General features: G+C 53.0%; 19 protein-coding genes and 1 tRNA gene. 7 read left to right on the top strand and 13 right to left on the bottom strand.

Features of this window, described 5'->3' with window-relative positions; translation table 11 throughout:
- Position 1: 1 nt before the first annotated feature.
- A tRNA-Cys gene (locus D6M16_RS02810) sits at positions 2 to 75 on the bottom strand.
- Positions 76 to 451: 376 nt separating this feature from the next.
- Here D6M16_RS02810 and D6M16_RS02805 point away from each other — a divergent pair.
- Positions 452 to 1,204, top strand: a complete 753-nt coding sequence (locus tag D6M16_RS02805) for a bifunctional UDP-sugar hydrolase/5'-nucleotidase (protein WP_120510474.1) — start codon at positions 452 to 454, stop codon at positions 1,202 to 1,204.
- 60 nt (positions 1,205 to 1,264) lie between these two features.
- Here the strand turns inward: D6M16_RS02805 and D6M16_RS02800 are convergent, their stop codons facing one another.
- From D6M16_RS02800 to D6M16_RS02775, 6 genes are all read right to left on the bottom strand, one after another.
- Positions 1,265 to 1,897: a bifunctional 4-hydroxy-2-oxoglutarate aldolase/2-dehydro-3-deoxy-phosphogluconate aldolase gene (locus D6M16_RS02800; RefSeq protein ID WP_046219344.1), complete on the bottom strand. Its 633-nt coding sequence runs from the start codon at positions 1,895 to 1,897 to the stop codon at positions 1,265 to 1,267.
- A gap of 14 nt (positions 1,898 to 1,911) precedes the next feature.
- Positions 1,912 to 2,805, bottom strand: a complete 894-nt coding sequence (locus tag D6M16_RS02795) for a sugar kinase (RefSeq protein ID WP_240435567.1) — start codon at positions 2,803 to 2,805, stop codon at positions 1,912 to 1,914.
- Positions 2,806 to 2,998: 193 nt separating this feature from the next.
- On the bottom strand, positions 2,999 to 4,489 hold the full coding sequence (locus D6M16_RS02790) for a sodium:solute symporter family protein (RefSeq protein WP_120510472.1): 1,491 nt from the start codon (positions 4,487 to 4,489) through the stop codon (positions 2,999 to 3,001).
- Positions 4,490 to 4,710: 221 nt separating this feature from the next.
- Positions 4,711 to 5,103 carry a RidA family protein gene (locus D6M16_RS02785; RefSeq protein WP_120510471.1) on the bottom strand — a complete coding sequence of 131 codons (393 nt, stop codon included), beginning with the start codon at positions 5,101 to 5,103 and terminating at the stop codon, positions 4,711 to 4,713.
- A gap of 47 nt (positions 5,104 to 5,150) precedes the next feature.
- Entirely contained in the window at positions 5,151 to 6,590 is a 1,440-nt protein-coding gene (locus D6M16_RS02780; protein WP_120510470.1) for an N-acyl-D-amino-acid deacylase family protein, read from the bottom strand.
- A gap of 61 nt (positions 6,591 to 6,651) precedes the next feature.
- Entirely contained in the window at positions 6,652 to 7,515 is an 864-nt protein-coding gene (locus tag D6M16_RS02775) for a MurR/RpiR family transcriptional regulator (RefSeq protein WP_120510469.1), read from the bottom strand.
- A gap of 169 nt (positions 7,516 to 7,684) precedes the next feature.
- Here D6M16_RS02775 and D6M16_RS02770 point away from each other — a divergent pair, with 169 nt between their 5' ends.
- Positions 7,685 to 8,959, top strand: a complete 1,275-nt coding sequence (locus tag D6M16_RS02770; protein WP_120510468.1) for an amino acid deaminase — start codon at positions 7,685 to 7,687, stop codon at positions 8,957 to 8,959.
- Positions 8,960 to 9,041: 82 nt separating this feature from the next.
- On the opposite strand, the gene D6M16_RS02765 is transcribed toward D6M16_RS02770, so the two are convergent.
- Positions 9,042 to 9,953 (bottom strand): LysR family transcriptional regulator, encoded by a 912-nt coding sequence (locus D6M16_RS02765; RefSeq protein WP_120510467.1) that lies wholly within the window; start codon positions 9,951 to 9,953, stop codon positions 9,042 to 9,044.
- Positions 9,954 to 10,066: 113 nt separating this feature from the next.
- Between D6M16_RS02765 and D6M16_RS02760 the strand changes: the two genes are divergently transcribed.
- The 3 genes from D6M16_RS02760 to D6M16_RS02750 all read left to right on the top strand — a co-directional run bounded on the left by D6M16_RS02760 (position 10,067) and on the right by D6M16_RS02750 (position 11,809).
- Entirely contained in the window at positions 10,067 to 10,723 is a 657-nt protein-coding gene (locus D6M16_RS02760) for an alanine--tRNA ligase-related protein (RefSeq protein WP_162940900.1), read from the top strand.
- 26 nt (positions 10,724 to 10,749) lie between these two features.
- Positions 10,750 to 11,385 carry a LysE family translocator gene (locus tag D6M16_RS02755; RefSeq protein ID WP_120510465.1) on the top strand — a complete coding sequence of 212 codons (636 nt, stop codon included), beginning with the start codon at positions 10,750 to 10,752 and terminating at the stop codon, positions 11,383 to 11,385.
- Between the two features lie 223 nt (positions 11,386 to 11,608).
- Positions 11,609 to 11,809, top strand: coding sequence for a hypothetical protein (locus D6M16_RS02750; RefSeq protein WP_120510464.1), 201 nt, complete (start codon positions 11,609 to 11,611; stop codon positions 11,807 to 11,809).
- Between the two features lie 73 nt (positions 11,810 to 11,882).
- Here D6M16_RS02750 and D6M16_RS02745 read toward each other — a convergent pair whose 3' ends face one another.
- The 4 genes from D6M16_RS02745 to amrS form a co-directional block, all read right to left on the bottom strand.
- Positions 11,883 to 12,572, bottom strand: a complete 690-nt coding sequence (locus D6M16_RS02745; RefSeq protein WP_240435514.1) for an MOSC domain-containing protein — start codon at positions 12,570 to 12,572, stop codon at positions 11,883 to 11,885.
- Positions 12,569 to 13,021: an OsmC family protein gene (locus D6M16_RS02740; RefSeq protein ID WP_120510463.1), complete on the bottom strand. Its 453-nt coding sequence runs from the start codon at positions 13,019 to 13,021 to the stop codon at positions 12,569 to 12,571. Before D6M16_RS02740 ends, D6M16_RS02745 begins: the two co-directional genes overlap by 4 nt.
- Before the next feature lie 61 nt (positions 13,022 to 13,082).
- The gene (locus D6M16_RS02735; protein WP_120510462.1) at positions 13,083 to 13,382 is read right to left on the bottom strand and encodes a glutaredoxin domain-containing protein; all 300 of its coding nucleotides are present in this window, start codon (positions 13,380 to 13,382) and stop codon (positions 13,083 to 13,085) included.
- Between the two features lie 99 nt (positions 13,383 to 13,481).
- On the bottom strand, positions 13,482 to 14,606 hold the full coding sequence (gene amrS / locus D6M16_RS02730) for an AmmeMemoRadiSam system radical SAM enzyme (protein ID WP_120510461.1): 1,125 nt from the start codon (positions 14,604 to 14,606) through the stop codon (positions 13,482 to 13,484).
- Positions 14,607 to 14,786: 180 nt separating this feature from the next.
- Here amrS and amrB point away from each other — a divergent pair, with 180 nt between their 5' ends.
- Complete coding sequence (amrB, locus tag D6M16_RS02725; protein WP_120510460.1) at positions 14,787 to 15,590, top strand: AmmeMemoRadiSam system protein B; 804 nt, start codon at positions 14,787 to 14,789, stop codon at positions 15,588 to 15,590.
- Positions 15,544 to 16,158, top strand: a complete 615-nt coding sequence (amrA, locus tag D6M16_RS02720; protein ID WP_120510459.1) for an AmmeMemoRadiSam system protein A — start codon at positions 15,544 to 15,546, stop codon at positions 16,156 to 16,158. The genes amrB and amrA overlap by 47 nt, the downstream gene beginning before the upstream one ends.
- Before the next feature lie 96 nt (positions 16,159 to 16,254).
- On the opposite strand, the gene D6M16_RS02715 is transcribed toward amrA, so the two are convergent.
- Positions 16,255 to 25,221 (bottom strand): Ig-like domain-containing protein, encoded by an 8,967-nt coding sequence (locus D6M16_RS02715; RefSeq protein ID WP_120510458.1) that lies wholly within the window; start codon positions 25,219 to 25,221, stop codon positions 16,255 to 16,257.
- Between the last annotated feature and the right edge of the window lie 50 nt (positions 25,222 to 25,271).

Raw genomic sequence — 25,271 nt, 5'->3', positions numbered from 1 at the left:
ATGGAGGCGCGTCCCGGAGTCGAACCGAGGTCCACGGATTTGCAATCCGCTGCATAGCCACTCTGCCAACGCGCCTTAAACTGATAAACCAATTTGCTTATCGTTTACTACCACGACCGCTTCGTCGTTAACCTCCGTTGCGGTACGGGATGCATTCTACGCAATGGAGAGATCGAGTCAACTGCAAAATTCATCATTTTGAACTGAGTGATTATTTTGCGTTCAAAACCTGTCTTTCTTCTCGTTTTTTGCCCGGTAGCCTATGAGCACAGGCTGAGTTTTCAGCGCTATAAGAGGGAGTTAGCCCCTTTTACAGGTAAAAACAGTCGCCTGGTTTTTTGCTAATTTACCGATTTTTCTGCCACCGGCTATTACACCCTGTCACCTGGCCCCTTGTCATTTCTTTGCAAAAAGCAGAAAATAGCGACCCAGATCACATTCCGATATTGTTATGCGCCGTTACATCTTTTGCCTATTCTCTCTGATGTATTCCTTACTGGCAGGCTGTACGCCCGACCTGCAGGATAGCGCTCATCTGCAGGTTCGCTTTCTGACCCAGTTGCCACCTTCGCCGAGCCAGGCTGATCTTGATCAGGTTACCCTGCCGAGCAGCGAAGGCATCACCTTTTATTCCGCGCAAAATCCGAATGTGGAACGTCAGCCGTTTTCGTATATCACGGCCATTACCTCTGAGGCGCGAGAATACAAGGATTCGGTGAACCTGCTGCCACAGGCAAATTATCCGGTATTGGCAAGCAACATTGATTTTGGTCTGAAGCAGAGCGAGACAGGTGTCTATGCCTATAACCGTTATAAAGGCCGGGCAGATGCGCTTATTCGCTGGTATGGCAATACGCGGGTGGCTTATCTGGCGTTAATTAATCCGTATCATGATCAAACTGACAGCTTACAGGAACAGGATCTCGAGTTACTGCGTAACAGTGTCGACCGTCTTCAGATAAAAGGCATCAAAAACATTATTTTATTAAGCCAGTATCCGGCCAGTGTTTCACCGGACTTGCTGCAAGCCATTCAGGGCATCGATGTGGTTATCAGTACCGGCGAGCACAGCCAGACACAACTGGCAAAAAACGTCTGCATGGCACAGTTCTCCCAGAACCGGACAGATAATTTAGCCCTGGTATTTGATGCCAGAGGGCACCTGACACAGTGTCGTTTTCATCCATCTGGGTCGGCAACATAACAACAAAAAAGCCACCCTATTCAGGGTGGCAAACAACTCAAACAAGATAGGTATGTTGTCTTAGTCGCGAACCAGCTCTACGGCTTCGCGCACCAGACGGCCGATTTCATCCCAGTCGCCGTTGTCGATCAGCGCAGGCGAAACCATCCAGGTTCCGCCACAGCACAGTACACGGTCAACAGCCAGATAATCGCGCACATTCGCTTTGCTGATCCCACCGGTTGGCATCAGGCTGACATCAACGTAAGGCGCCAGTAGAGATTTCACCATATTGATGCCACCTGACGCTTCTGCCGGGAAGAACTTCAGAAAATTCAGCCCAAGCTCCAGCGCCTGTTCAATCTGACTCGGGTTATTCACGCCCGGCACCACAGCAATGCCTTTTTCCTGACAATAGCGAACCGTATTCGGGTTGAGACCCGGTGCAACAATAAATTCTGCGCCGGCCGCCTGCGCGCGATCAACCTGCTCGGCATTCAACACAGTGCCGGCACCAATACACAGCGACGGATAAGCTTCATGCATCAGGCGGATCGCTTCTGCCGCAGCGTCTGTCCGGAAAGTCACTTCAGCGACAGGCAGACCATTTTCAACCAGGGTTTTCGCCAGAGGGACGGCCTGTTCAACACTGTTGATCTGGATAACAGGAATGACTTTAAATTGTTTCAGTTTTTCAATCAGGGATTGAGACATTAACTTCTAGCTCCTTACATAATGTCTGTCATAGCTTCAGGCGGAATAATCGCGCCTGGGTGTTGAATGACGATGGCGGCCAGCTGATGACCCAGTTCGGCTGCGACACCTGCGGTTTGACCGCTTAAGCGTCCAGCGAGGTATCCGGCAGCGAAGGAATCGCCGGCAGCACAGGTGTCGACCACATTGTCGACCGGATTGGCCGCCACTTCACAGATGTCGGGTTGACGGTTTTGCAAACCGGTCACTACAACACAGGGGGCAGCGCCGCGTTTAATGACCACTTCATGGCAGCCCAGATCGCGGCACCGTTCGATCACGTCACTCTGGCCCCACACTTTGTGGTCGTCATCTTCTGTTATCAGGGCAATATCGACAAAAGGCAGCACCTGTTTGTACCAGTATTGTGCCTGTTTCGCCGTCCACAGCTGGGGACGGAAATTATTATCAAAAACAACTTTGCCGCCGTTGGCTTTATGCTTTTCCAGTAAGGTGATCAGAATGGCTTTAGCTTCCTCAGCCAGAATGGCCAGACTGATACCACTGATGTACAACACATCGAACTCTTTGTTTACAATCGACTTTTCCAATGGCGTTTCGTCTGAGGCAAAATAAAACTTCGCCGCACTGTCGTTGCGCCAGTAATGAAAATGACGCTCACCATTAGGTTCGGTTTCAACCAGATACAACCCGGGCAATTTGTCATCCAGGCGCCGCACCAGACGCGTATCAATGTATTCTTCCTGCCAGGCAGACAGCATATCCTGGCTGATATTGTCTTTTCCGAGCGCTGTCGCATAGCTGACATCCAGTCGGCGGGAACGCCCTAAACGCGACAAATAAAGCGCCGTATTTAAGGTGTCTCCCCCAAACGTACGCCGCAGTGGCTGGCCGCTTAACTCGACCATACATTCACCAAAAAATGCGATTTTCACACTGGTACCCTTCAATGAGATTGGACACTAGAGTCGGACATCTTAATGTGCTGGGCATATTTCACTGGCGCCAGCAACAAAGGTTAACCGATTCTAATTAAAGCCTAATTCATGATGCAGGCCTTGGTTCATCACAAAGACCTGCATTTTTACAAGTTTCAGCTAATTATTTCGCACAAGCAGCTTGCGTACCGATGTCCTTCTGAACACTGTTTTCCATCGCTTCTCGCTCGGCATCCAGAATCGCTTTGGCCTGAGCCGGCGTCACCTTATTGGCAGGTGTCACCAGGCTGACGGCAACACCGGCTGCCAGTGCTGTGATTACTGAAGGGATACACGGGTTACCCCAGTAAGCGCCCCACTCTGCATTGAGTATGATGGCAAAAGAGGCCGCTGATGCACCGGCCAGTGTCGCCAATGCTCCCTGCCAGGTGTAACGTTGCCAGAAGCGTCCCAGCATGCCGCAAACAAACATGCCTGACATCACGGTCGAAATCATTTTGGTGATATAGCCGATAATGTCATTCGATGTCAGGGCGAATAACAACGCCATGCCAATCACAACCACCAGCGACAGGCGCGAGTACAACACCATTTTGTCTTTGGACGGCACTTTGCCGGTAAACAGGATGAAGACATCGCGCAGCAAGATTGACACACCGGCGATGGCATCCGAGCTGGCGCTGGACATGGTGGCAGACAGGCCGGCAATCAGCACTATCATGCCAATGCCCACAGGCAACACCGTTGCCGCAATGTACGGGAAAGCATAATTGGCATTATTCAGCTCAGGATTGATCGCATGGGCTGACATGCCAATGATGGCCGGAATGACAGAGAAAAACAGGTAGAGCACACCGGACATCACGAAAGAGCGCCGGATAGTGGCGACATTTTTGCCTGAGTAAATACGCTGACGGAAAGACGGCGTGGCCAGAATACCGACACCCACCACGGTCGCCAGAGACAGCGCAGGCAGACCGCCCAGTTTCTCAATACCTAACAGACTCACTGCGGCAGGATCCATAGCAGCGTACAGGTTTTCCAGCCCGCCGATCTGATTGACCGACAGCACAGCCATCAGGATAAAACCGGCAAACAGAATGACGGCCTGAATGGTATCTGTCCACACCACAGCGGTATAACCGCCTATTACCACATAAATCGTAAAGGCGGCTGCGATGATGATTTTGGCGGTGTTCAGGTCGATATCGGCAATCCAGGCCAGATACAGGCCACCACCCAGAATATGTGCGCCAAGCCAGCCGATACACGCGATGAAAATCAGTAATCCGACCACGTTCTTAACCGCTTTATTGGCGCCCACATAGTAAGCCAGCTCTTCGCTCATGGTCATAAAGTTCAGCTTGCGCACCGGTGCAAACCACCAGGCGAGCAGCAGGATACCCAAAGCGCCACCGATACCGTAAAGTGCACCGGCCCAGCCATTGTTATAGCCGAAACCCACGGCCCCCATACTGGAGCCGGTACCGACCATAGTTGCCACTGTTGTCCCTAACATCAGGAATAATGGGAGACCGCGACCGCCCAGCAGAAAATCTTCACCCGATTTCTGCGAGCGGGACACAAACCATCCCAACCAGATCATAAACACCACATATGCACCGAATCCGGTGAGAAAGAGTGTACTGTTCATTCCATACCTCTTATAATCCGTCATTGCTTTTATTTGCTTGGGGATAAACCTGCTTGGTTATCCCATGTATTACTGCCATTGAGTTTTCATCGCAGTAATTTGCTTTTTACGGGCTGGTACATTGCCAGCCCTTTTTCTGTATCTCCGTCTGATATATTCCAGATCAGAGTGATTGTCTTACTGATTTTCAGGCTTCAGATCTTTCAATGAAGTTCGGCGAATTAACGGCGATCTTCACGGTAACAGGTCACATCTACTTCAACTTTTACATCCACCACCAGATCGCACACCATGCAGATACGCGCCGGTGGATGCTCGCCGAAGAACTCTTTGAAGACTTTATTGAAAGACTGGAAATAACGGGCATCCGTCAGCACCACTTTCACATGCACCACATCTTCCAGGCCGTAACCGGCTTCTGTCATGATATCGACACAGTTCTGAATCGCCAGACGCGACTGCTCAACAATACCGCCTTCAACCACTTCGCCGTCTGTCATCGGGGTCTGTCCGGACACATACAAAAATCCACCGGCCTGTGTCGCACGTGCAAATGGCAGATGCTGACCGCCTGTTCCTGTACCGCCTTCAACGCCGTAACGAATAATTGTCATACTTTGTTCTCCAATAAGGTTTACTGCTAAAAAATTCGGTGTAAGAGTCAGGATTGTTGTCTGGCCAGAAAGCGGCCATGACGTTGCGGACTGACCCGGCCCTGCCGGTAACTGATCTGTCCGTTCACCATCACCAGCTCAATGCCTTCTGCGGCGGCAACCGGACTTTCGAAACTGGCCACATCCCTGATTGTGTTCGGGTTAAACAGCACGAGATCGGCATAAGCGCCTTGTGCAATCACGCCGCGGTTTTGCAGCCCGAAACGCATCGCTGACATGCCCGTCATTTTGTGTACCGCCTGCTCAAGAGAGAACAGCTTGCGCTCCCGGCTGTAATAGCCCAGCACGCGAGGAAATGCGCCCCACAAGCGAGGATGCGGGTGCGGATCATTGGGCAGGCCATCGGAACCCACCATGGTCAGGCGATACTTCAGGACCCGCTCAACATCGGCTTCATCCATACAGTGATAGACAGCTCCGGCTGGCTGCAGGGCTTTGGCCGTGTCCATCAGCGACATCCCCAGAGTTGCTGCAATGTCTTTGAGCATTTTTCCGGCATGTTCAGGATGGGCTTCTGACCAGGTGATAAAAATATCAATTTCATCCGTCACCTGATTCAGATCCAAGGTCGAGGAACTGGCGGAATACGGATAGCAATCGCAGGCAACATCCTGACGCTGAGCGGCCGATTCCATTCGCGCCAGCACTTCGACCGTTCGCCCCCAGTTGCCGGCACCGGCACATTTGAGATGAGAAATCACCACAGGCACTTTAGCGTGCTTGCCGGTACGAAAGGCTTCATCCATGGCATCAAGGATCTGTTCAAACTCAGTGCGCATATGAGTGGTATAAATACCACCGAATACCGCCAACTCTTCTGCCAGCGCCATCACTTCCTCTGTCGGTGCCTGTTTTGCTGATGCGTAAGCCAGACCAGAGCTTAACCCTAACGCACCGTCTGCCATCGCCTGCTTTAACTGTGCTTTCATTGCCGAGATTTCCTGCTCGCTGGCGGCACGGTACACATCATCCATCACGTTATTACGCAAAGTGGTATGGCCAACCAGCGCCGCCACATTAACGGCGGGCTGCGCCTGACGAACGGCGTATGCGTAAGCGGCAAATGTCGGGTATTGAAAGTCCTGTTGTTTACCCAGCAGGTTCATGGGATCTGGCGGATCCCCGGCCAGAATCGCAGGAGAGGCACTGATACCACAGTTACCGACAATCACAGTGGTGACCCCCTGGCTGATCTTCGGCTGGCAGTCGGGATAACGAATGACATTGGTGTCATCATGGGTATGGACATCAATGAAACCCGGAGACAGTGCCAGATGCTGACCATTAATGATCTGAGTTGCCTCACACCCGGCCAGATCACCGATGGCGGCAATGCGGCCATCCTTGACTGCCAGATCGGCCTGATACGCCTCGGCACCTGTGCCATCAATAATGGTGACATGGCGGAATACGGTCTCAAAATGCATGCGTTTTCCTTCTCTTTGTATGCTTGGATGCCGCCATGTCGTGATAGATCAAGCTGGCGGGCTAATCTCCCAGCGGCTGACGATCATCGCCGCCCCTGTGACTGTCTAAGGCCAGTTTCAACCGACGAAGCCTGTCGCGGGATCGTCGCTTCTGGCTCAGTGCCAGTTCAGTCGACAGCACATCAATCAGTGCCATCATGGCGTAACGCGATGCCGAGGGCTTATAAATGAAGTCGGTTTCATCCGTGACCAGTGGCAATACCACATCACTGACTTTTGCCAGCGGCGAATCCGGTGCGGTTATCGCGATCACCTTCAGCCCGTACTGTTTGGCAATCGATGCCGGTTCCACCACTTCTGCCGTGTAACCTGTGACTGACAGGGCAACCATCACATCCTTGCTGTCGGCGGTTGAGGCCACCATTCGTGCCAGCAAACCGTCGTTGTAGGCACTGACAGCAAAGCCAATCCGAAACAGCCTGAACTGCAACTCCTGCGACATAATGGTAGAGCCGCCCCCCATGCCGATTGACAACACCTGACGGGCATTAAGCAGCATCTCAACCGCTTGGGCGACATCCGCCTCGTTCACTATTTTGCGGTTGATGTTGATGACGTTCTTAATCGACTCGTACACCCCCTGGATCCCCGACTCATCCGGACTTTCATGGATGAATCTCTGTCCTACCGCCAGTGACTGGGCCAGCTTCATTTTCAGGTCGCGCACATTTTTGCAGCCCACCGCTTTGGCAAAGCGAGTGATAGTGGCTTCACTGACGCCGGCTTCTTCAGCCAGTTCTGTGATGCTGGCTGAAGCTGCACCACTTAAATCGTCCATCACCAGGCGGGCGACTTTTTTTTCTGCTTCTCTTAATTGAGGGAAGCACTCTGTAATTCTGGACACTATGTCCACTTCAATGGTCACGGCTGCCTTTCCTCTATGGGGTGAATACTAGTAAGACGGGCGGTAACAAACAGTGAGAAACCGCACAAATCATCTCTTATTGTTTGATAGTTTCTAACATCAAGAATACTATCAATGCGCCACAAACCATATGTGGCAAGGCCTAAAGGCTATGTTAGGAGAATAACCAATGCCTCAAGCAAACAAAAAGCATGTTAGTAAATACCAAGAATTCGATCACAAAAACTTTCCTGCAGGCACCAAAGGTGTGTGGGTAAATGAAAAAAGTGACGCTCAATACAGCCTGATTAACGAGGAAATTTGCCTGCCTGCTGCCGTGATCCGGAAATCGGCTATCAACAATAACCTGAACTGGATGCAGCAGTTCGCCAACCATCATCAGGTGAAATTGTCGCCGCACGGTAAAACCACAATGACACCGGCGTTGTTTTCAGAGCAGCTGGAAGCCGGTGCCTGGGGAATTACGGTTGCCACACCCGCTCAGGCAGAGACAGCGGCAATGGCGGGCGCCAGGCACATTCTGATGGCCAATCAGTTAGTCGGCAAAGCCAATATGGCGCTGATTGCCCGGCTGATGCGCCAACACGGGGCGCAATTTTATTGCTGTGTCGACTCGTGTGAAAATGCCGCTCAGCTGAGCCACTTTTTTTCGGAAGCCGCTCTCACGCTGAATGTGCTGATTGAATACGGTGTACCTGGCGGGCGATGCGGGTGCCGTAATCACGAAGAAGTCGAGACACTGGCCGGTTTCATTCAAGCGGCCAGCGGCCTGACTTTGTACGGGCTGGAGGTTTACGAAGGGGTGATCCACGGTGCGGATGCGGAAGATAAGATCCGTTTATTTCTGCGCGATGCCGTAATGCTGGTCGAACAACTGACCGAGAAAAAACTGATCACAGTCGACAGGCCGATTGTCACAGGGGCAGGCTCTGCCTGGTACGACATAGTGGCCGATGAGTTTTCATCCCATCCGCACTTAACGGCCATCATACGCCCGGGGTGTTATCTGATCCACGACACAGGTATTTATCAGGATGCCCAGCAGCAGGTCATGTCACGTGCGAGACGCAATCAGGGCTATGCCTGTGAGCTGGGCGGTGATCTGGAATCTGCCCTTGAACTGTGGGCCTACGTTTTGTCTGTACCTGAAGCCTGTAAAGCCGTGATTGGTATGGGTAAACGGGATGTGGCTTTTGATGCCGGGCTGCCTCTTGTCGAGCGTGGATTCCGCGACGGCCAGGCGCTGAATGTGCAGGGGCTGGAAGTCACCGCAATTATGGATCAGCATACCTTTGTCAATGTGCCTGCCGGCACCGATCTCAGGGTTGGGGATATCCTGGTGTTCTCAACCTCGCACCCCTGCCTGACCTTCGACAAATGGCGCTACATCTGTGTCGCCGATGATACAGATACAGTGACTCACTTCGTGGATACCCGCTTCTGACGCCTGTCGTACGCAATGAAACTGCAGCCACTCTCGGGTGGCTGTTTCTGTGCCGATAACGGCTAAACGCATCTGCAAGCACTCACCGACCTAATTTACCGACAATATAATCGGCAAACAGGCTGACTTTTGCCGGGATATGCCGTGTTGCGGGGTACAGCATCCACAAATCACCTGTGTAGGCAGTTTCAAATTCCCAGTCCGGCAATACCTGTCTGATACTGCCATTGGTGATGCCAGCTTCTGCCACAAACACCGGCAGACTCGCGATACCAATTCCCTGCTCCGCCGCTTCCAGCCGCACACGGGAATGATTGGCCCGGTAGCGACCGGTAACCGGTACAGTCAGGCGGCTTTCGCCCTGTCTGAAGCGCCATTTTGAGTCCGCATCGTTTTCTCCCAGTGAAATACAACTGTGCTGCGTCAGCGCTTTGGGGTGATTTGGCGTCCCTCTGCGGCTCAGATACTCCGGTGATGCGCAAAGCACATGATCGATCGGCATCAAGCTGCGCCCTATCAGTCCCTGCGGCGGCTGACGGGTAATTCTGAACAGGATATCAATCTCTTGTTCAATCAGATCCAGCGCCTGATCATCCAGCACCAGGTGCACATCTATGTCCGGATACAGACTGAGAAACTCCGCCACATAAGGATGAATCAGCGAATGCGCGACAGCTTTCGGCGCGGCCACTTTCACCACACCGCGGGCTGAGCTGTCCTGGCTTTCGCAAATAGCTAACACCTCTCTTGCGGTGTCATCCAGTTGCAGGCAACGCTCGTACACTGTCCGGCCGGTTTCACTCAAACGCAGTTTGCGTGTGGTGCGTTGCAGCAAACACACACCCAGTTGCTGCTCCAGTTGCTTAATGGCGCGGCTGACCGCAGAAGGCGACACACCCAATAATCTGGCAGATTCGGAAAAGCTGCCGGTTTTCACCACAGATACAAAAATCGCCATATCCTGCATTAAACCAATGTGTTTATTGCTGCTCATGCCGCCTCTGATTGATGCGCTCTGCGCAAAAGTTATTTGAATTGATGATGGATTATCATGTAGTGCAGCCACTATTACAATGGATGACAGATAAGCGGACACGGAAGCACAACATGGCAACTGAAGCATTATACCTGGATTCCCACGCCCTCCACTGTGAAGCAGAATTACTCGCCTGCTTTGAAGAAGGCGAACACTGGATTGCTGTGCTGGACAAAACCGTCTTTCATCCACAAGGTGGTGGCCAGCCCGGCGACACTGGCCGCATTACCACCCATTGCGGTGAAAGGGCGCAGGTACTGCACACCAAAAAAGCAGGTGACATTATCCAGCATGTGATCAGCCAGCCGCTACCGACTGGCATAGTCACTATTGCTATGGATAAAGAACCCAGAAACACCCACAGCATACTGCACAGTTTGGGTCATCTGATCGGCAACATCGGTCAGCAAAATGGCTGGCAGCCCGAGAAAGCCCACCATTGGCCTAACGAGTGCCGGGTAGAATTCTCCCCCCGTGAGCATGTTATCGATCTGGACGAACACACCATACAGCAGCATCTGACCCGGCTGATCGCGGCCAACTTGCCCATGCGTTCACACACAAAATCGGATGGCACACGCTGGGTTGCCTTTGGTGATTTGATGGCCTGGCCCTGCGGCGGTACGCATGTTGCGGCGACCGGCGAGATCCCGGCGAATATCCAGGTTTCAACCAAACTGAAAAAAGGTAAGCTTCAGGTTCGCTATCAGATTGCTGATAGGGGCTGAGTCCAACAAGCATAAGGATATTGCTGATGTTAAATGAATACTGGCCTGAATTTATTTCCCTGGCGCTGATCCATTTTATGGCCGTTGTCGCCCCCGGTCCCGATTTTGTCATGACAGTACGCCAGAGCCTCAGGTTTGGCCGCCGACACGGTATAGTGACCGCTTTCGGTATCGGCGCTGGCCTTTCCGTTCACGTGCTCTATACCCTGCTTGGCGTCAGCGCCATTATGCATACCTCAGAGTGGCTGTTGATCGCGGCCAAACTGCTGGGCGCGGCTTATCTTGTTTATCTCGGCGTGCAGTTATGTCGCAGCAAACCAGCCACCAGCGACGCCCCGACGGTCGATACGACACCAGAGTCAGGCCATCAGACACTACGTCGCGCGTTTGGCATAGGTTTTCTGACTAATGCCACCAACCCGAAAGCCACACTGTTTTTTCTGGCCATTATCACTAATGTTGTCAGCCTGGATACGCCACTGACTATTCAGATTTTCTACGGTGTCTGGATGTGTGCAGTCACCGCCTTGTGGTTTGTCCTGGTCAGCCTGTTGTTTTCCGCCGAAAAAGCCCGTCTGTGGTTTCACCGCCAGATGCACATTATTGAGCGCACTTTGGGTGTGGTCCTGATTGCCTTTGCAGCAAGACTGGCCTTTGTATAAAAAGCAGCAGACAAACAGTCGCTTAGCCTTTACACCTTTGTCACTCTTGATTACATCCTCCGGGATTACACTCGCTGGCAGAAGGTGTATCATTCGCCCCGAAATAACGACCAATCAGGGTAAGATTCCGGTTGGTATAAGACGTGCAGTTCGTCACTGGCTAGCAGCCAGAAAGGCCAACAACAAGCATGCATACACCTTGGGCTCATAAAAGAGGATTGATATGGCGTTTATTGATTTCGTCCAGGCCGGTCTGTTCAGTCTGGGCGTACTGGCCGTTGCTCTGGCGGGAGGCTGCTTATTCAGCATGCTGACCGTTCAAAAAGAAGAAGTGGATTGTATCGTTGAAAAGCGCGTCGAATACGGCGTCTTTGGCGGGGCTTGCATTATTTTTGCCAGCCTGATTGGCTACGCCCTGTTGTAATCATCTGCAAACTGCGCGACAAGACAACGGGCTACCTGGGTAGCCCGTGCTTAAATGTGGATCCCTTTCAACATCAGTCCGCTCCGTTCAGGCGGAAATGCCAATTTTCGAGCTGACCTGTCTTCAAGCGTTTCTCCACCGTATTGCGCCAGCTGACCGACAGCGCCTCACACTCTTGCAGCATACGCAGTTTGTCCATATTCATCGGATCATTAAAATACCACTCCAGCACGCGTTTTACCGTAAACCTGTCTTCTCCTTGCTTGACCAGCACCAAAGGATCATTGCTACTGACGTATCCCGGCGTAATGACCCTGTAAAGCCAGCCACAGCGGCCTGTCTGCTGCATCACAGCAGAGAATTCCGGCAGTTCCCAACGGCGGCTGAGCTTAAAGCAAGGAGAGCGGGGCTGGCTGATTTCAATCACTGCCTCACCCCATTGAAAACGGTCACCGACCCGCACATTCTCTTCCGTCATGCCCTGAGTGCTGATGTTCTCTCCCACACCGGGGGCTGGCCAGTCACGTTCCGGAAACTGCTGCTTCCAGAACGCATAATGCTCCAGCGGATACTGATGCAGCGCTCTTTCTGTACCGCCATGAAATTTAGGCTCGGCGCATTCATCGCCATCCAGTCCGGTTGCGGACAGGTACAGTTTGCCACTGACCGCCTGCTTGGCCATAGCCGTCCTGATACCATACTTCTGCGCCACTTTTCCGCGGTAAAGGCCTGTTAATGCTATTGCTGTATCAAGCTGAATCAATGACTGAACTCCTTTCCGTTCAGCCGAACTGTGGTATTCAGGCTGTTGGCAATAAAACAGTTGTCGTGCGCTTTCTGGTGCATTTTTTCCAGCACCTCCGGCGATACTTCTGCACCATCCACAAAAGTGATGACAGGGTTGAGATCGATAGCCGCCACTTTGGTTTTTCCGGCTTCGTTCTTACCCAGTTCAGCGGTGACATTGTCCTGATAACTGGCAACCGGTAATCGCTTGAGGTGAGCAATAGCCAGGAAAGTCAGCATGTGGCAGGAAGACAAAGCCGCCATCAGGCTTTCTTCCGGGTTGACCTTATCAGCACTGCCTTTGAAATCCGGTGCTGATGAAGCATTGAGAGATTGCCCGCTGCCAAACCGGATTTGATGATCCCGACTGAATTCTTCACCCGGCTGGCTGTTACCCTGCCAGACAACGTTGACGTTAAAACTCATACCGACCTCCTAGTGAATGATTAATCAATAAAGAAAAGGCTCCCAACGGGAGCCTTGCTTATCACAATTCGAAGTCACCGAGCGCATCGGCTTCAACCTGCCGCTCTAAAAAAGCGACCAGATCATCGTGACCCCCGATATATTTACCGTCCAGGATGATTTGCGGCACAGTGCGTACTGTGGTGCCGGCCACTTGCTCGATAAAAGCAATCATCTCGGTTTTTTCCAAATTCTGGCCCAGTACCAGGGTGGTATAGTCAGTACCGCGATCATCCAGGATAGCTTTTGCTCTCACACAGTAAGGACAGTTTGGTTGGGTAATGACCAGATTCTGAAACTGGTGTAATTCTTCGATAGTCATGCGGGATGTTCTCTGTTTGGTACCGGGAAAAACGGTAAGATAATGCAAAGCAGCACAGGAGTAAAATCTCAAAGCCCGACTTGTTGCTTTTATCCGGTTTCAGGCACGAATCTGGATTGGAATCCGTCTGCGGCCAAAGCTGCCATGGTAAGCCGTAAACCGTCCTGCCAGATGAAAACCGCAATGCCGGCAGCAGCCATTCTCGGTCAGCTCATAATCACCCAGCGCATACCAGTTACGTGAAATCACCCGCTGGCCGCAACCCGGGCAATAGGTGCTGTCGCCAGCCTCATCGAAGATATTACCCACATAGACATAGTGCAGACCCGCCTCCAGCGCAATCCGCCTGGCCTGCAGAACAGTGGCAGGTGGTGTCGGCGGCGTATCCATCATTTTAAAATCTGGATGGAAGGCACTAAAGTGCAGAGGCACATCCGGGCCAAGGTTGTCCATCAGCCAGCGGCACATCGCCGCTATTTCGGCCGGGCTGTCATTCTCACCCGGGATCAGCAAAGTGGTGATTTCAAACCATACCCGGGTTTCGTGGCGAAGGTATAACAGGGTATCGAGCACAGGGGCCAGATGGCCGCTGCAGATTTTATGATAAAAGTGCTCAGTGAAGGCTTTCAGATCGATATTCGCCGCATCCATCTGGCGGTAGAACGCCTGACGGGGCGCATCGCAGATATAACCTGCACTTACCGCCACACTGTGAATGCCAAGTGCATGGCAGGCTTGTGCACAATCCATGGCGTATTCCATGAAAATGACAGGATCGTTGTAGGTGAAAGCAATAGAATCACAGCCGTATGCCCTGGCCGCCCGGGCTATCTGCTCCGGCATGGCCGTTGCGCCTAAGGTGTCGATTTCCCGCGATTTGCTGATGCTCCAGTTCTGACAGAATTTACAGCCCAGGTTGCAGCCCGCCGTACCGAATGACAACACTGAACTGCCGGGATAGAAATGGTTCAGCGGTTTCTTCTCAATGGGATCGATACAAAAACCGCTCGATCGCCCATAACTGGTCAGCACTATCTGACCATGTTTCGCCATGCGTACAAAGCAGGCACCGCGCTTGCCCTCACGTAACCGGCAGTGCCGCGGGCAAACGTCGCACACCACACGTCCATCATCCAGCGGATGCCAGAACTCGGTAGGCCAGCTTTCAGCTGAGCCGTTTTCTATTCCAATCTGCACTGCCGGTGCTGGGTTGAGTCGTGACATGGTGGTATTTAGTGTCCGGTTGGTTTCTGGAAAGGTGCCGCTAACAGTTCTGGTAACAGTTCTGGTAACAGCCCGGTCATTATTCCTTCCTATACTTAACTATAGTTGGTGGCGCTCTGTTCTCGCTTGAAAGCGGTGCGTTACCTTGTTGCAGTAATAACCTATGTCAAAGGCCAGACAATGAGCATTCGCGCTCCCGCTGTGGCCGGGCGGTTTTATCAGGCTTCACCGCTCGGACTGAGAAAACAGATTCAGCAATGGTTTGCTGAACCCTGTGAAACTGAGCTGATGCCAAGGGCGCTGATCGTGCCGCATGCGGGATACATGTTCTCCGGAAAAGTGGCGGCCAATGCTTTTCGCCGGCTGAAAAAAGCACACAGTCAGTATCGCAAAGTGATTTTGATTGGCCCCAGCCACCATTATGCGTTTGACGGTTGTGCCCTGCCTGCTGACCAGTATTTCGCCACACCGTTAGGTGACGTCAAAATCGACTTACAAGGTGTTGAAAAGCTGTCGCATTTGAATGATATTGAGTTATCAGATCGCATACACGAACTGGAGCATTGCCTGGAAGTACAGTTACCATTCCTGCAAAGCTGCCTTTCTGCGTTTACCCTGCTACCTATTCTGACCGGTCGCATTGCACCATCCCGGCTGGCAGAGATTATCGATCCCCTGTGGCAGGACGACACCCTGTTGGTGATTAGCAGTGATCTGAGCCATTACCACCCCTATGCAGATGCACAGGATATCGATCACCGCACCCTGAAAGTGATCGAAACGTTCGACCCCAGTCTGACGCCGCAGCAAGCCTGCGGGTCGACCGGGATCAACACCTTGTTATTACTGGCAAAGCAAAGAGGCTATTTCTTAACACAAATAGAATACAAAAACTCCGGCGACACAGAAGCCGGAGATAAGGAGAGAGTCGTTGGATATGTCAGTTACCTCGTGTCCGCCACCACCAAAACCGGCCCTGAATAAAGGGGAAATGACCCAACTGCTGGATATCGCCAGAGAGGCCATTCGCAGCCATTTCTCTGAAGCATTGCCGCGACCACCGCAACTGGATTTATACAATCGCAAGTTACTCGCCAACGGCGCATGTTTTGTGACCCTGGAAGTCGACGGCGAATTGCAGGGCTGTCTGGGGACGGTGACCGCCAATGAGCCTCTGGTACTTGAAGTGCACAATAAAGCCAGAGACAGCGCCTATCAGGACAGACGCTTCATGCCGCTGACCGAAGAGCAGCTCAGCAGCCTGACCATAGAGATTTCAGTGCTTTCCGATCCTAAACTGCTGCAGGTCGATTCCGAGGAAGCACTGATCGCCTATCTTGAAGAGCACAAAGTGGGCGTGATCCTGACAGAACACCATTCGCAGGCGGTCTTTTTGCCCCAGGTGTGGGATAAACTGGCCTCGCCGGCTGCCTTTATCAAGGCGCTGAAACAAAAAGCTGGCTGGCCAATCAACCACTGGTCACCCAATGTCAGAGTGAAAACCTTCACCACGACGCAAATCAAAGGGAAGTATTTCTCTCAGTTTGTCTGAGTGGATAGTACTAACCGCCATAGCCCCAATGCTGACAAACGCCGGCATTGGGCTGCTCAGATTGCGATTTACCTGGCGATGATTTCTGACTACGGACTACTGCCCAAACTGATAACTTAGCGTCAATGTGATCTGGCTGACATCGTTGATATCAATAAAATACCGATTGAATTTACCCCCGACCCGCCATGCCGGTGCAATGCGATAATCCAGCCCCGCAGTCAAATACGGATCGACACCCCAGTCGGATGAACGGATTGTCTGCCCCTGAAACGTACTGCTGTAGTCCGCTTCCCAGCGATAGACACCCCCACCGACCAGAAAGCGAAAATCCTTATCAGACACCACGGGGTAACGCACGTCCAGCGCCACACCAGAGGTCAGCACAGGTGTGGCCTTGACCACACTCTGATGATAGCTATCAGATACAGAGCTGTTGGGCTGAAGTGTGGCTTTGCCGTCCCCCTGATCCAGATAGCGGGCCGTCAGCAGCCAGTGATGACGGGTTTCATAACCCACACCCAGTGACACAGCCGTATCGCTGTCATCTTGTGAGACCAGAGTCTCCGCCGGCTGGGTATGTCGCTCGCTGGCTTCACTCACGCCCAGTTCGGCATCCACAAACCAGGCTGCCTGGCTGTTAAAGCTGATCAGCGCCAATACCAGCGCAAGCAGCCGTCCCCCCCAGCGCCGGATGACGGCCAAACCACCGAGTAAGACCAGCATCAGAGCAGTCACAGCTCCTCCTGCACGGTTTTTCACCACTGTGCCCTCACTGAGCCTGGTAGTAACACGTGCCTGCGCACTGGCTTGCAGGCCAGTCGCATCTTCTATCTGGTAAGTAATAATGCTCTCTCCTTCATAACCGGCTTCGGGCGTAAATGTCAGGCTCTGGTCACTGTTAATCCTGACTGTGCCGCGTGTGGTTATCGCAGAGATGACAGACAAACTGTCACCATCTGCATCGGTATCATTCTCCAGCACAGCAATGACCACTGCCGTTTTATCGTCGGTCTGAATAATATCGTCCACTGCAACCGGGTAATCACTGTTCAGCACTGTCACTTTCGCTTCCGCATTCGCCGTACCGCCGGTCCCGTCTGAAATGCTGTAACTGATGGTCGCATCGCCATAGAAACCATCGGGAGCGCTATAGTGGATCTGATTAGCCATCAGATTTACAACGCCGAAATCAACCGAAGCAGCCATCACAGACAAGGGATCATTGTTGGCATCCGTGTCATTGGCCAGCACATCAATCGTTATGTTTCCGTTCCGGTTAAGCAATACAGCGTCATCCACCGCCGATGGTGACAAATTCGCACTCAGAGGGACACCCACACCGCCCGGATCCAGCACGCTGCCATTGGCCAGGCCGTCATCATCATTCGGGCCACCATCTTCTATGGTTAGCTGCACGCACCAGTACCCTTCCTGTAATCCGGCCTGCCATTGGCTGTCGCCCGGAGGCGGACAGTAACCCGCCTCACCTTGCGCTGAAAACACAAGGTTCTGCGCATCCGTGACAAAGTTTTTCCAGCCCTGGCTCGCTGTGTATTTGCGATAGACCGCGTTTGCCGGTATGGGTAAACGTTGAGGCAGTACCACCTGATAACGCTGACCGGCTACCGGCAAACCATAAGCGATAAAGTCAAACACACCACCAATGTTTCTGGCCTCTGCATCTAGCGGGATTTCACTGGCCAGCAGCTGTACGCCCCCCGTCTGATTCCCTGCAATCGTCACGCCTTTATGCAGGCAAACACCCGGGTCGCCTTCCAGCAGATAGCGGCCTGATACCTGAACCTGCTCAGGTATGACATTACAGTCTGCCGCCATATCCAGATAATCCGGAATACCGTCTTCATCGCTGTCTGTAAAACCTTCCAGATTATCGGGCAGCAGATCGCCATCACTGTCCTCGCTGCCTAACTGTGGTAACTGAGTCACCGCCTCCAGGTAAATGTCTTTAATCACAGACTGAGCAGGCGTACCGTTATCCGTGACGGTCAGTTTCAGGCTGTATATACCCTGCGCCAGCACGTCCGGGGCAAAAATGAAGTGTTCATCATCAGTACTGATATTGGCAATCGCACTGTGGCTGGCTTCCCACAGATAGCTGTGACTGTCGCCACTGTTCTGATCTGTGACGTGCGCACTGACGGTGACCTGGCCGCCTGAGATATCCACAACATGCCGGGAGTCGCCATCCTGGCTGACATCCGTGGTTACCCTTGGCGCTAAATTCTCTTCTGAGATAGTCAGTGTGTAATCTGACTTACTGCCAAGGTTCAGCGCGGGCGATAGAGTGACCTTCAAGATTTCCGGCCCTTCGGGCAGACCATCGTTCAGAACATCGAACGCAATAGCACCTTGTGTTCCCTCGTGAATCTCAAACACACCATCAATAAGGGTGTGATCATTCGCATCACTGCTGCCTGATACAGTATAAGGAATCGTTACCGGGTAATCGGGCGCAGGGCCGTTAAGGTACACACGGATACTGTGTGTCGTCCCTTCCGTGGTGTGGTCATCTTTAGAGAGTGTGATTAATGGGTGCAGAACAATCTGCTGACTGACCTGGGACTCATTCCCTTGCGCATCCACTGCCCGCCAGTAAACCGTGTGCGTACCCGGCTTGAAAACGGGTGTCTGATCAACCAGAGAGACAGCCAGTGGCCTGCCTTTACTGTCTGTGGCTTTGGCAACGCCCAGATTGACTCTGGTAAACAAACCGGTTGCGTTCAGCTCAATATCAGCCGGGGGCTGGATCGTCGGAGGCTGACTCACCGCCGACTCAATCACCACAATCACCTGGCCGATTTGCTGGCTCCCCTCACCATCGCTGACGCCATATTTCAGCGAAAACGTACCCTGCCGAGTGGTGGCCAGAACCAGCTGACCATTCTGTATGCTGGCTGTTCCTTTCACCGCCGTCACCCAGAGCAGATTCAGCAGATCCTGATCAATATCCGTATCATTACTCAGCACATCCAGCACATAACGGCCCGAGTCACTGGCCTTAAAGTGATAGGTATCAGACACGATCACGGGCGGATCATTGACCGGAGTCACAGCAAGCGACACGGTATAGGTACCGGATACCGTGTCGCCGTCTGTCACCTGATAACTGAAACTGTCGACCCCGTTAAAGTCGGCATGGGGGGTATACAACCAGCCACTGCCCTGCACGGCCAGGCTACCGTGTAACGGCGGCTCGCCCACCAGCAAACCCAATGTTGTGCTGTCGACATCTGTCATGGTCGGGGTAATACTCAGGCTGGTATCTTCAGCCAGAGTCAGCGCCAGGTTTTCCCCTTGCGGCGCATCGTTGACGTTAATCACGCTGATACTGAAGGCTGCCAGAGATGCCGATTCACTGCCGTCGCTGACACTGATAATAATGCCGCTGCTGCTGCCGACATGGCTGTTATCCGGTGTGCCGGATAACTCACCTGTCTGCGTATTAAAGCTGGCCCATAGTGGCTTGTTCTCAATGCTGAAGGTCAGCGTGTCCGCATCGATATCGGAGGCCTGAGGGATAAAGCTGTACTGAGTATCTTCAGACACCTGATCCTGAGGCTGCCCGCTGATAACAGGCGCATCATTCACATTGTTGACTGTCAGGGTGAACGGCGGCAGCGAGGCAGATTTATCGCCATCAGTAACACTGATCACTATGTTGCTGACGCTGCCTACGGCATCATTATCCGGTACGCCATACAAACGCCCGGTCTGCGAATCAAAGCTCGCCCAGTCGGGCAGATGAGAAATACTGAAGGTCAGGCCATCGTTCTCTACGTCCGCAGCCACTGGCTGGAACTCGTAGCTCTGATCCTGATCGACGCTCAGCACTGGTGTACCGCTGAGGGTCGGTGCATCATTGACCGTTTCGATCGTCACTGAAACCGTGGCTGTATTGGAAACCTCGGCCTCGTTATCAGCAATGGTGTAAGTAAAGCTGTCATTCCCGGACTGATCCGCATCCGGGGTATAGCGCAGGCTACCGTTACCCAGATCCAGCACCTGACCCAGCTTAGGCGGCGTCAACACCTGAATGGATCTCAGATCAAGCGTACCGTCCAGATCACTGTCATTGCTGATCAGAACAATATCAACCGCCGTGTCTTCCTGAGTAGTTACCTGATCGGCATTGGCAACCGGCGCATCATTCACGGCCTGTACCGTCATGGTCACAGTCGCGATATTGGATTCAGCACCCAGATCGTCGCTCACTTTGTATGTAAACTGATCCTCACCGCTGAAATTCGCCGCCGGGGTATAGCTCACCATGCCATTGCTGTCTGCGCTGACACTACCCTGAGCCGGCTGGGTCACTATTGTTAATGTATTCGCGGCTATCGTGCCGTCGATATCCTGATCATTACCCAGTACGTTCACTGTGTGCGGCGTATCTTCCAGTAAAGTAGCCGTGTCGTTCACGACCACTGGCGCATCGTTCACATTGACCACAGTCACGGTAACCGTGGCTGGCTGGGACGTTGCACCCAGATCGTCCTGAACGACATAAGTGAAACTGTCATTGCCAAAGAAGTTAGCCGTTGGGGTATAAGTCACCTTGCCGTCTGCCGCAATACTGGCCTGCCCATGCTGTGGTTGGGTGATCACCTGTACCGTACCGGCATTGAGCGAGCCGTCGACATCGCTGTCGTTGGCCAGCACATCAATCGCACCGCTCTCATCTTCGTTAACCGACAAGATATCCGCCTCAGTGACAGGGGCGTCATTCACTCCAGCGACATTCATGGTCACAGTCGCGGTGTTGGATACCAGCCCTGTGCTGTCCTCGACGGTATAGGTCAGGGTATCCGTGCCTTCGTAGTTTGTTTCAGGCTGGTAATGAATCTTGCCGTTTTCAACCGTGGCCGAGCCGTGCGAAGGCTGAGTGATAATTGTCAGTGTGGCTGGCTGCAGAAGATCGCCTGAATCAATATCGCTGTCGTTAGCCAGCACATCCAGCACCACCAGCGTATCTTCATCCGTACTGCTGACATCAGCGGTTGCTACCGGTGCATCGGCCACAGGTGTCACTGTCACAGTGACGGTAGCTGGTGAAGATGCCGCGCCGTAAACATCCTGAACCTGATAGCTGAAGGTATCTGTCCCTGCGAAATTCGCATCCGGCGTAAAAGTAATAGTACCTGTTCCGGTATTGATGCTGGTGGCACCATGCAAAGGTGCCGTGACGACGGTGACACTGGCCGCATTGAGATCGCTGTCTGCATCACTGTCGTTGTCGAGCACATTGATAGCAATCAGGTTATCTTCCGCAACCGTTACCGCGTCATCGACCGCCACCGGTGTGGCGTTCGCAACAGAGAAGTTATAGACCGAATCACCACTGATACCGACAAAGGCATTGCCCGCCATATCTGTCAGGGCATCGCCGGTCATGGTGACGTAGTAAGTATGCGTGGGTGTGAAACTGCGACTCGGATCCACCAGCAACTGATTGCCGGAAATGCTCACCTCGGTGTCAGACATTGCGTATGTTGCCAGCGTTGTTGCATCCGTGGCATCTATCAGACTCAGGGTGCCTGAGGAATTGCCTGTCTGTATGTCCTCGCTGAAAGTCAGCGTCAGATTGCTGTTACGGCTGACATCTGTGGCATCATCGGCCGGGCTCAATGCGCTGATATATGGCGCAGTGCCGTCATAATTCACCACCAACTGAGTTGCAGCCAGATTTCCGTTGCCATTCGGATCAGTAAAGCGGCCACTGCTAATATCCAGGGTGATATTGCCGTCTGTCACCGGCGTCAGGGTCGCGCTAAAGCTGCTGCCGCTACCGGTAAAGCCCGACAAGGTCCCGCCACTCACAGTGACGTCCGCCGCTTCAAAATCTGTGCTGTCTTCACTCAATGTAAAGGTGATATTCGCGGTTTCACCCTGTTTCAGCGTTAGTTTATCCGCATTTAAGGTCACGCTTGGGGCTACAGTATCCACACTGATCGTGAACTGAGTCGCGACCGTATTGCCATTGCCGGCAGCGTCGCTAAACACATTCGCCGCGACATCAATCGTTGCCCCCATCGTACTGTCTGCATCTGGAGTGAAAACCGCGCTGTAGCTGGTACCGCTACCTGAAAAATTCGACAGCGTACCACCGGAAACAATCACATCGCCGGCGGCAAAATCGCTGCTGATCTCACTCAGGGTAAAGGTGATAGTGGCCGTTTCGCCCTGTTTTAATACAGTTTTATCGCTGCTGATGGTGACCGTGGGCAGCACGGTATCCACCGTGATGGTTTCCGTCGCGGCTACCGTGTTACCGTTGCCTGCGGCATCGGTGAACTTGCCAGCGGCGATATCGAGCGTACCACTGGTGACATTGGCATCTGGGGTAAAAGTGGCGCTATAGCTGGTGCCACTGCCGGTGAAGTTCGACAGACTGCCGCCGGTGACAGCCACATCGTCGGCGGCAAAATCGCTGCTACTCTCACTGAGGGTAAAGGTGACGGTTGCCGTTTCGCCCTGTTTTAATACAGTTTTATCGCTGCTGATGGTCACCGTGGGTAACACGGTATCAATCGTAATCGTTGTCTGCGTGGCCGCGGTATTGCCATTGCCAGCGGCATCGGTGAACTTACCGGCGGCGATATCGAGCGTACCACTGGTGACATTGGTGTCCGGGGTAAAGGTGGCGCTGTAGCTTGTACCGCTACCTGAAAAATTCGACAGCGTACCACCGGAAACAATCACATCGCCGGCGGCAAAATCGCTGCTGCTCTCGCTCAAAGTAAAAGTGATAGCGGCCGTTTCGCCAAATTTCAGGGCTGTTTTATCACTGCTGATGGTCACGGTGGGCTGCACGGCATCCACTGTGATGGTTGCAGGTGTGGTCGCAGTATTCCCATTGCCAGCAGCATCGGTGAATCTACCAGCAGCGATATTGATTGCACCGCTGGTAACATTGGCATCTGGCGTAAAGGTGGCGCTGTACGTCGTACCGCTGCCGGTGAAGTTCGACAGACTGCCACCGGTAACATCAATATCATCCGCGGCAAAATCGCTGCTGCTTTCGCTCAGAGTGAAGCTGATGGTGGCGGTTTCGCCCGGTTTCAGAACAGCTTTATCACTACTGATGGTCACGGTGGGCTGTACGGCATCCACTGTGATGGTTTCTGGCGTCGCCGCGGTATTGCCGTTGCCTGCTCCATCGGTGAACTTGCCGGCAGCGATATCGAGCGTACCACTGGTGGCATTGGCATCTGGGGTAAAAGTGGCGCTATAGCTGGTGCCACTGCCGGTGAAGTTCGACAAGCTGCCGCCGGTGACAGCCACATCGTCGGCAGTAAAATCGCTGCTGCTTTCAGTGAGAGTAAAGGTAATGGTGGCGGTCTCGCCCTGTTTTAATACATTTTTATCGCTGCTGATGGTGACCGTGGGCAGCACGGTATCAACTGTGATCGCTATCTGTGTGGCCGCGGTATTGCCGTTGCCTGCGGCATCGGTGAACTTACCGGCAGCGATATCGAGCGTACCACTGGTGACATTGGTGTCCGGGGTAAAGGTGGCGATATAGCTGGTGCCACTGCCAGTGAAGTTCGACAAGCTGCCGCCGGTGACAGCCACATCGTCGGCGGCAAAATCGCTGCTACTCTCACTCAGGGTAAAGGTGATAGTGGCCGTTTCGCCCTGTTTTAATACATTTTTATCGCTGCTAATGGTGACCGTGGGCAGCACGGTATCAATCGTAATCGTTGTCTGCGTGGCCGCGGTATTGCCGTTGCCTGCGGCATCGGTGAACGCGTCTGCAGCAATATCAATCGTACCACTGGTGGCATTGGCATCTGGGGTAAAAGTGGCGCTATAGCTGGTGCCACTGCCAGTGAAGTTCGTCAAAGCACCACCGGAAACAATCACATCGCCGGCGGAAAAATCGCTGCTGCTCTCGCTGAGGGTAAAGATGATGGTGGCGATCTCGCCCTGTTTCAGCGCGGTTTTATCGCTGCTGATGATCACCGTGGGCAGCACGGTATCCACCGTGATGGTTTCCGTCGCGGCTACAGTGTTACCGTTGCCTGCGGCATCGGTGAACGCGTCTGCAGCAATATCAATCGTACCGCTGGCGACGTTGGCATCTGGGGTAAAGGTGGCGCTATAGCTGGTGCCACTGCCGGTGAAGTTCGACAAGCTGCCGCCTGTCACAGCCACATCGTCGGCAGTAAAATCGCTGCTGATCTCACTCAGGGTAAAGGTGACGGTGGCCGTTTCGCCCTGTTTTAATACATTTTTATCGCTGCTGATGGTGACCGTGGGCAGCACGGTATCAACCGTGATCGCTATCTGCGTGGCCGCGGTATTGCCGTTGCCTGCGGCATCGGTGAACTTGCCGGCAGCGATATTGATGGTCGCCCCGGCGGTACTGTTGGCTGCCGGCGTAAAGGTGGCGCTGTAACTGGTGCCGCTACCGGTGAAATTCGACAAAGTGCCGCCCATGGCAGTTACATCGCCGATAGCAAAATTGCTGCTGCTCTCGCTCAGAATGAAAGTGATAGTGGCGGTTTCACCCGATTTCAGGGCTGTTTTATTGCTGCTGATACTAACAGTGGGTGGCGTGGTGTCCGAATCATTACAATCTGCATCTGTCGAACAGACTTGATTGTTATTGGTACAGATATACAAATAGCACTCACCCGCGGCCAGCATCGCCTCGCCGGCTTGTGTACTTCGGTTCGGCGCGTTAACAGGTGAGAGTTCACCCACTATATGTTTGGACGACTGTACACTGCGATTGAGGTTTTCGGTTTGTGCCAGAAAGGTATTCAGATCAAACTCAAGGCCGGAAGACGCTGACTGAGAAATAGCGCTGGGTTCCGAAACTGAGGTCTGTGACCTGAGTTGCTGGCTCACTTCTGCGTGAGCGCCAGCGATCAATAGCTGGCTGCCTGCCAGCCCCAGCGCCAGTGTGGTGACCCACTTCGCCACATCCTGCTTAACGGGATGCAGTGAGAGTGTTTCAACATTCACGTCATCCGAACATACGAAAAACTGCCGCGTAGCTTTTGCTAAACGCGACATCATCAGCCCGTTGTTCATAATTTGCCTGCAATAGTGTGATGCTTCAAAACGAGCCAACCCCGCTTTCC

Source organism: Photobacterium salinisoli (genome assembly GCF_003614885.1).
Classification (GTDB): Bacteria; Pseudomonadota; Gammaproteobacteria; order Enterobacterales; family Vibrionaceae; genus Photobacterium; species Photobacterium salinisoli.
The sequence above is the reverse complement of the archived record's forward strand: the minus strand, read 5'-3'. Positions and strand labels throughout refer to the sequence as shown.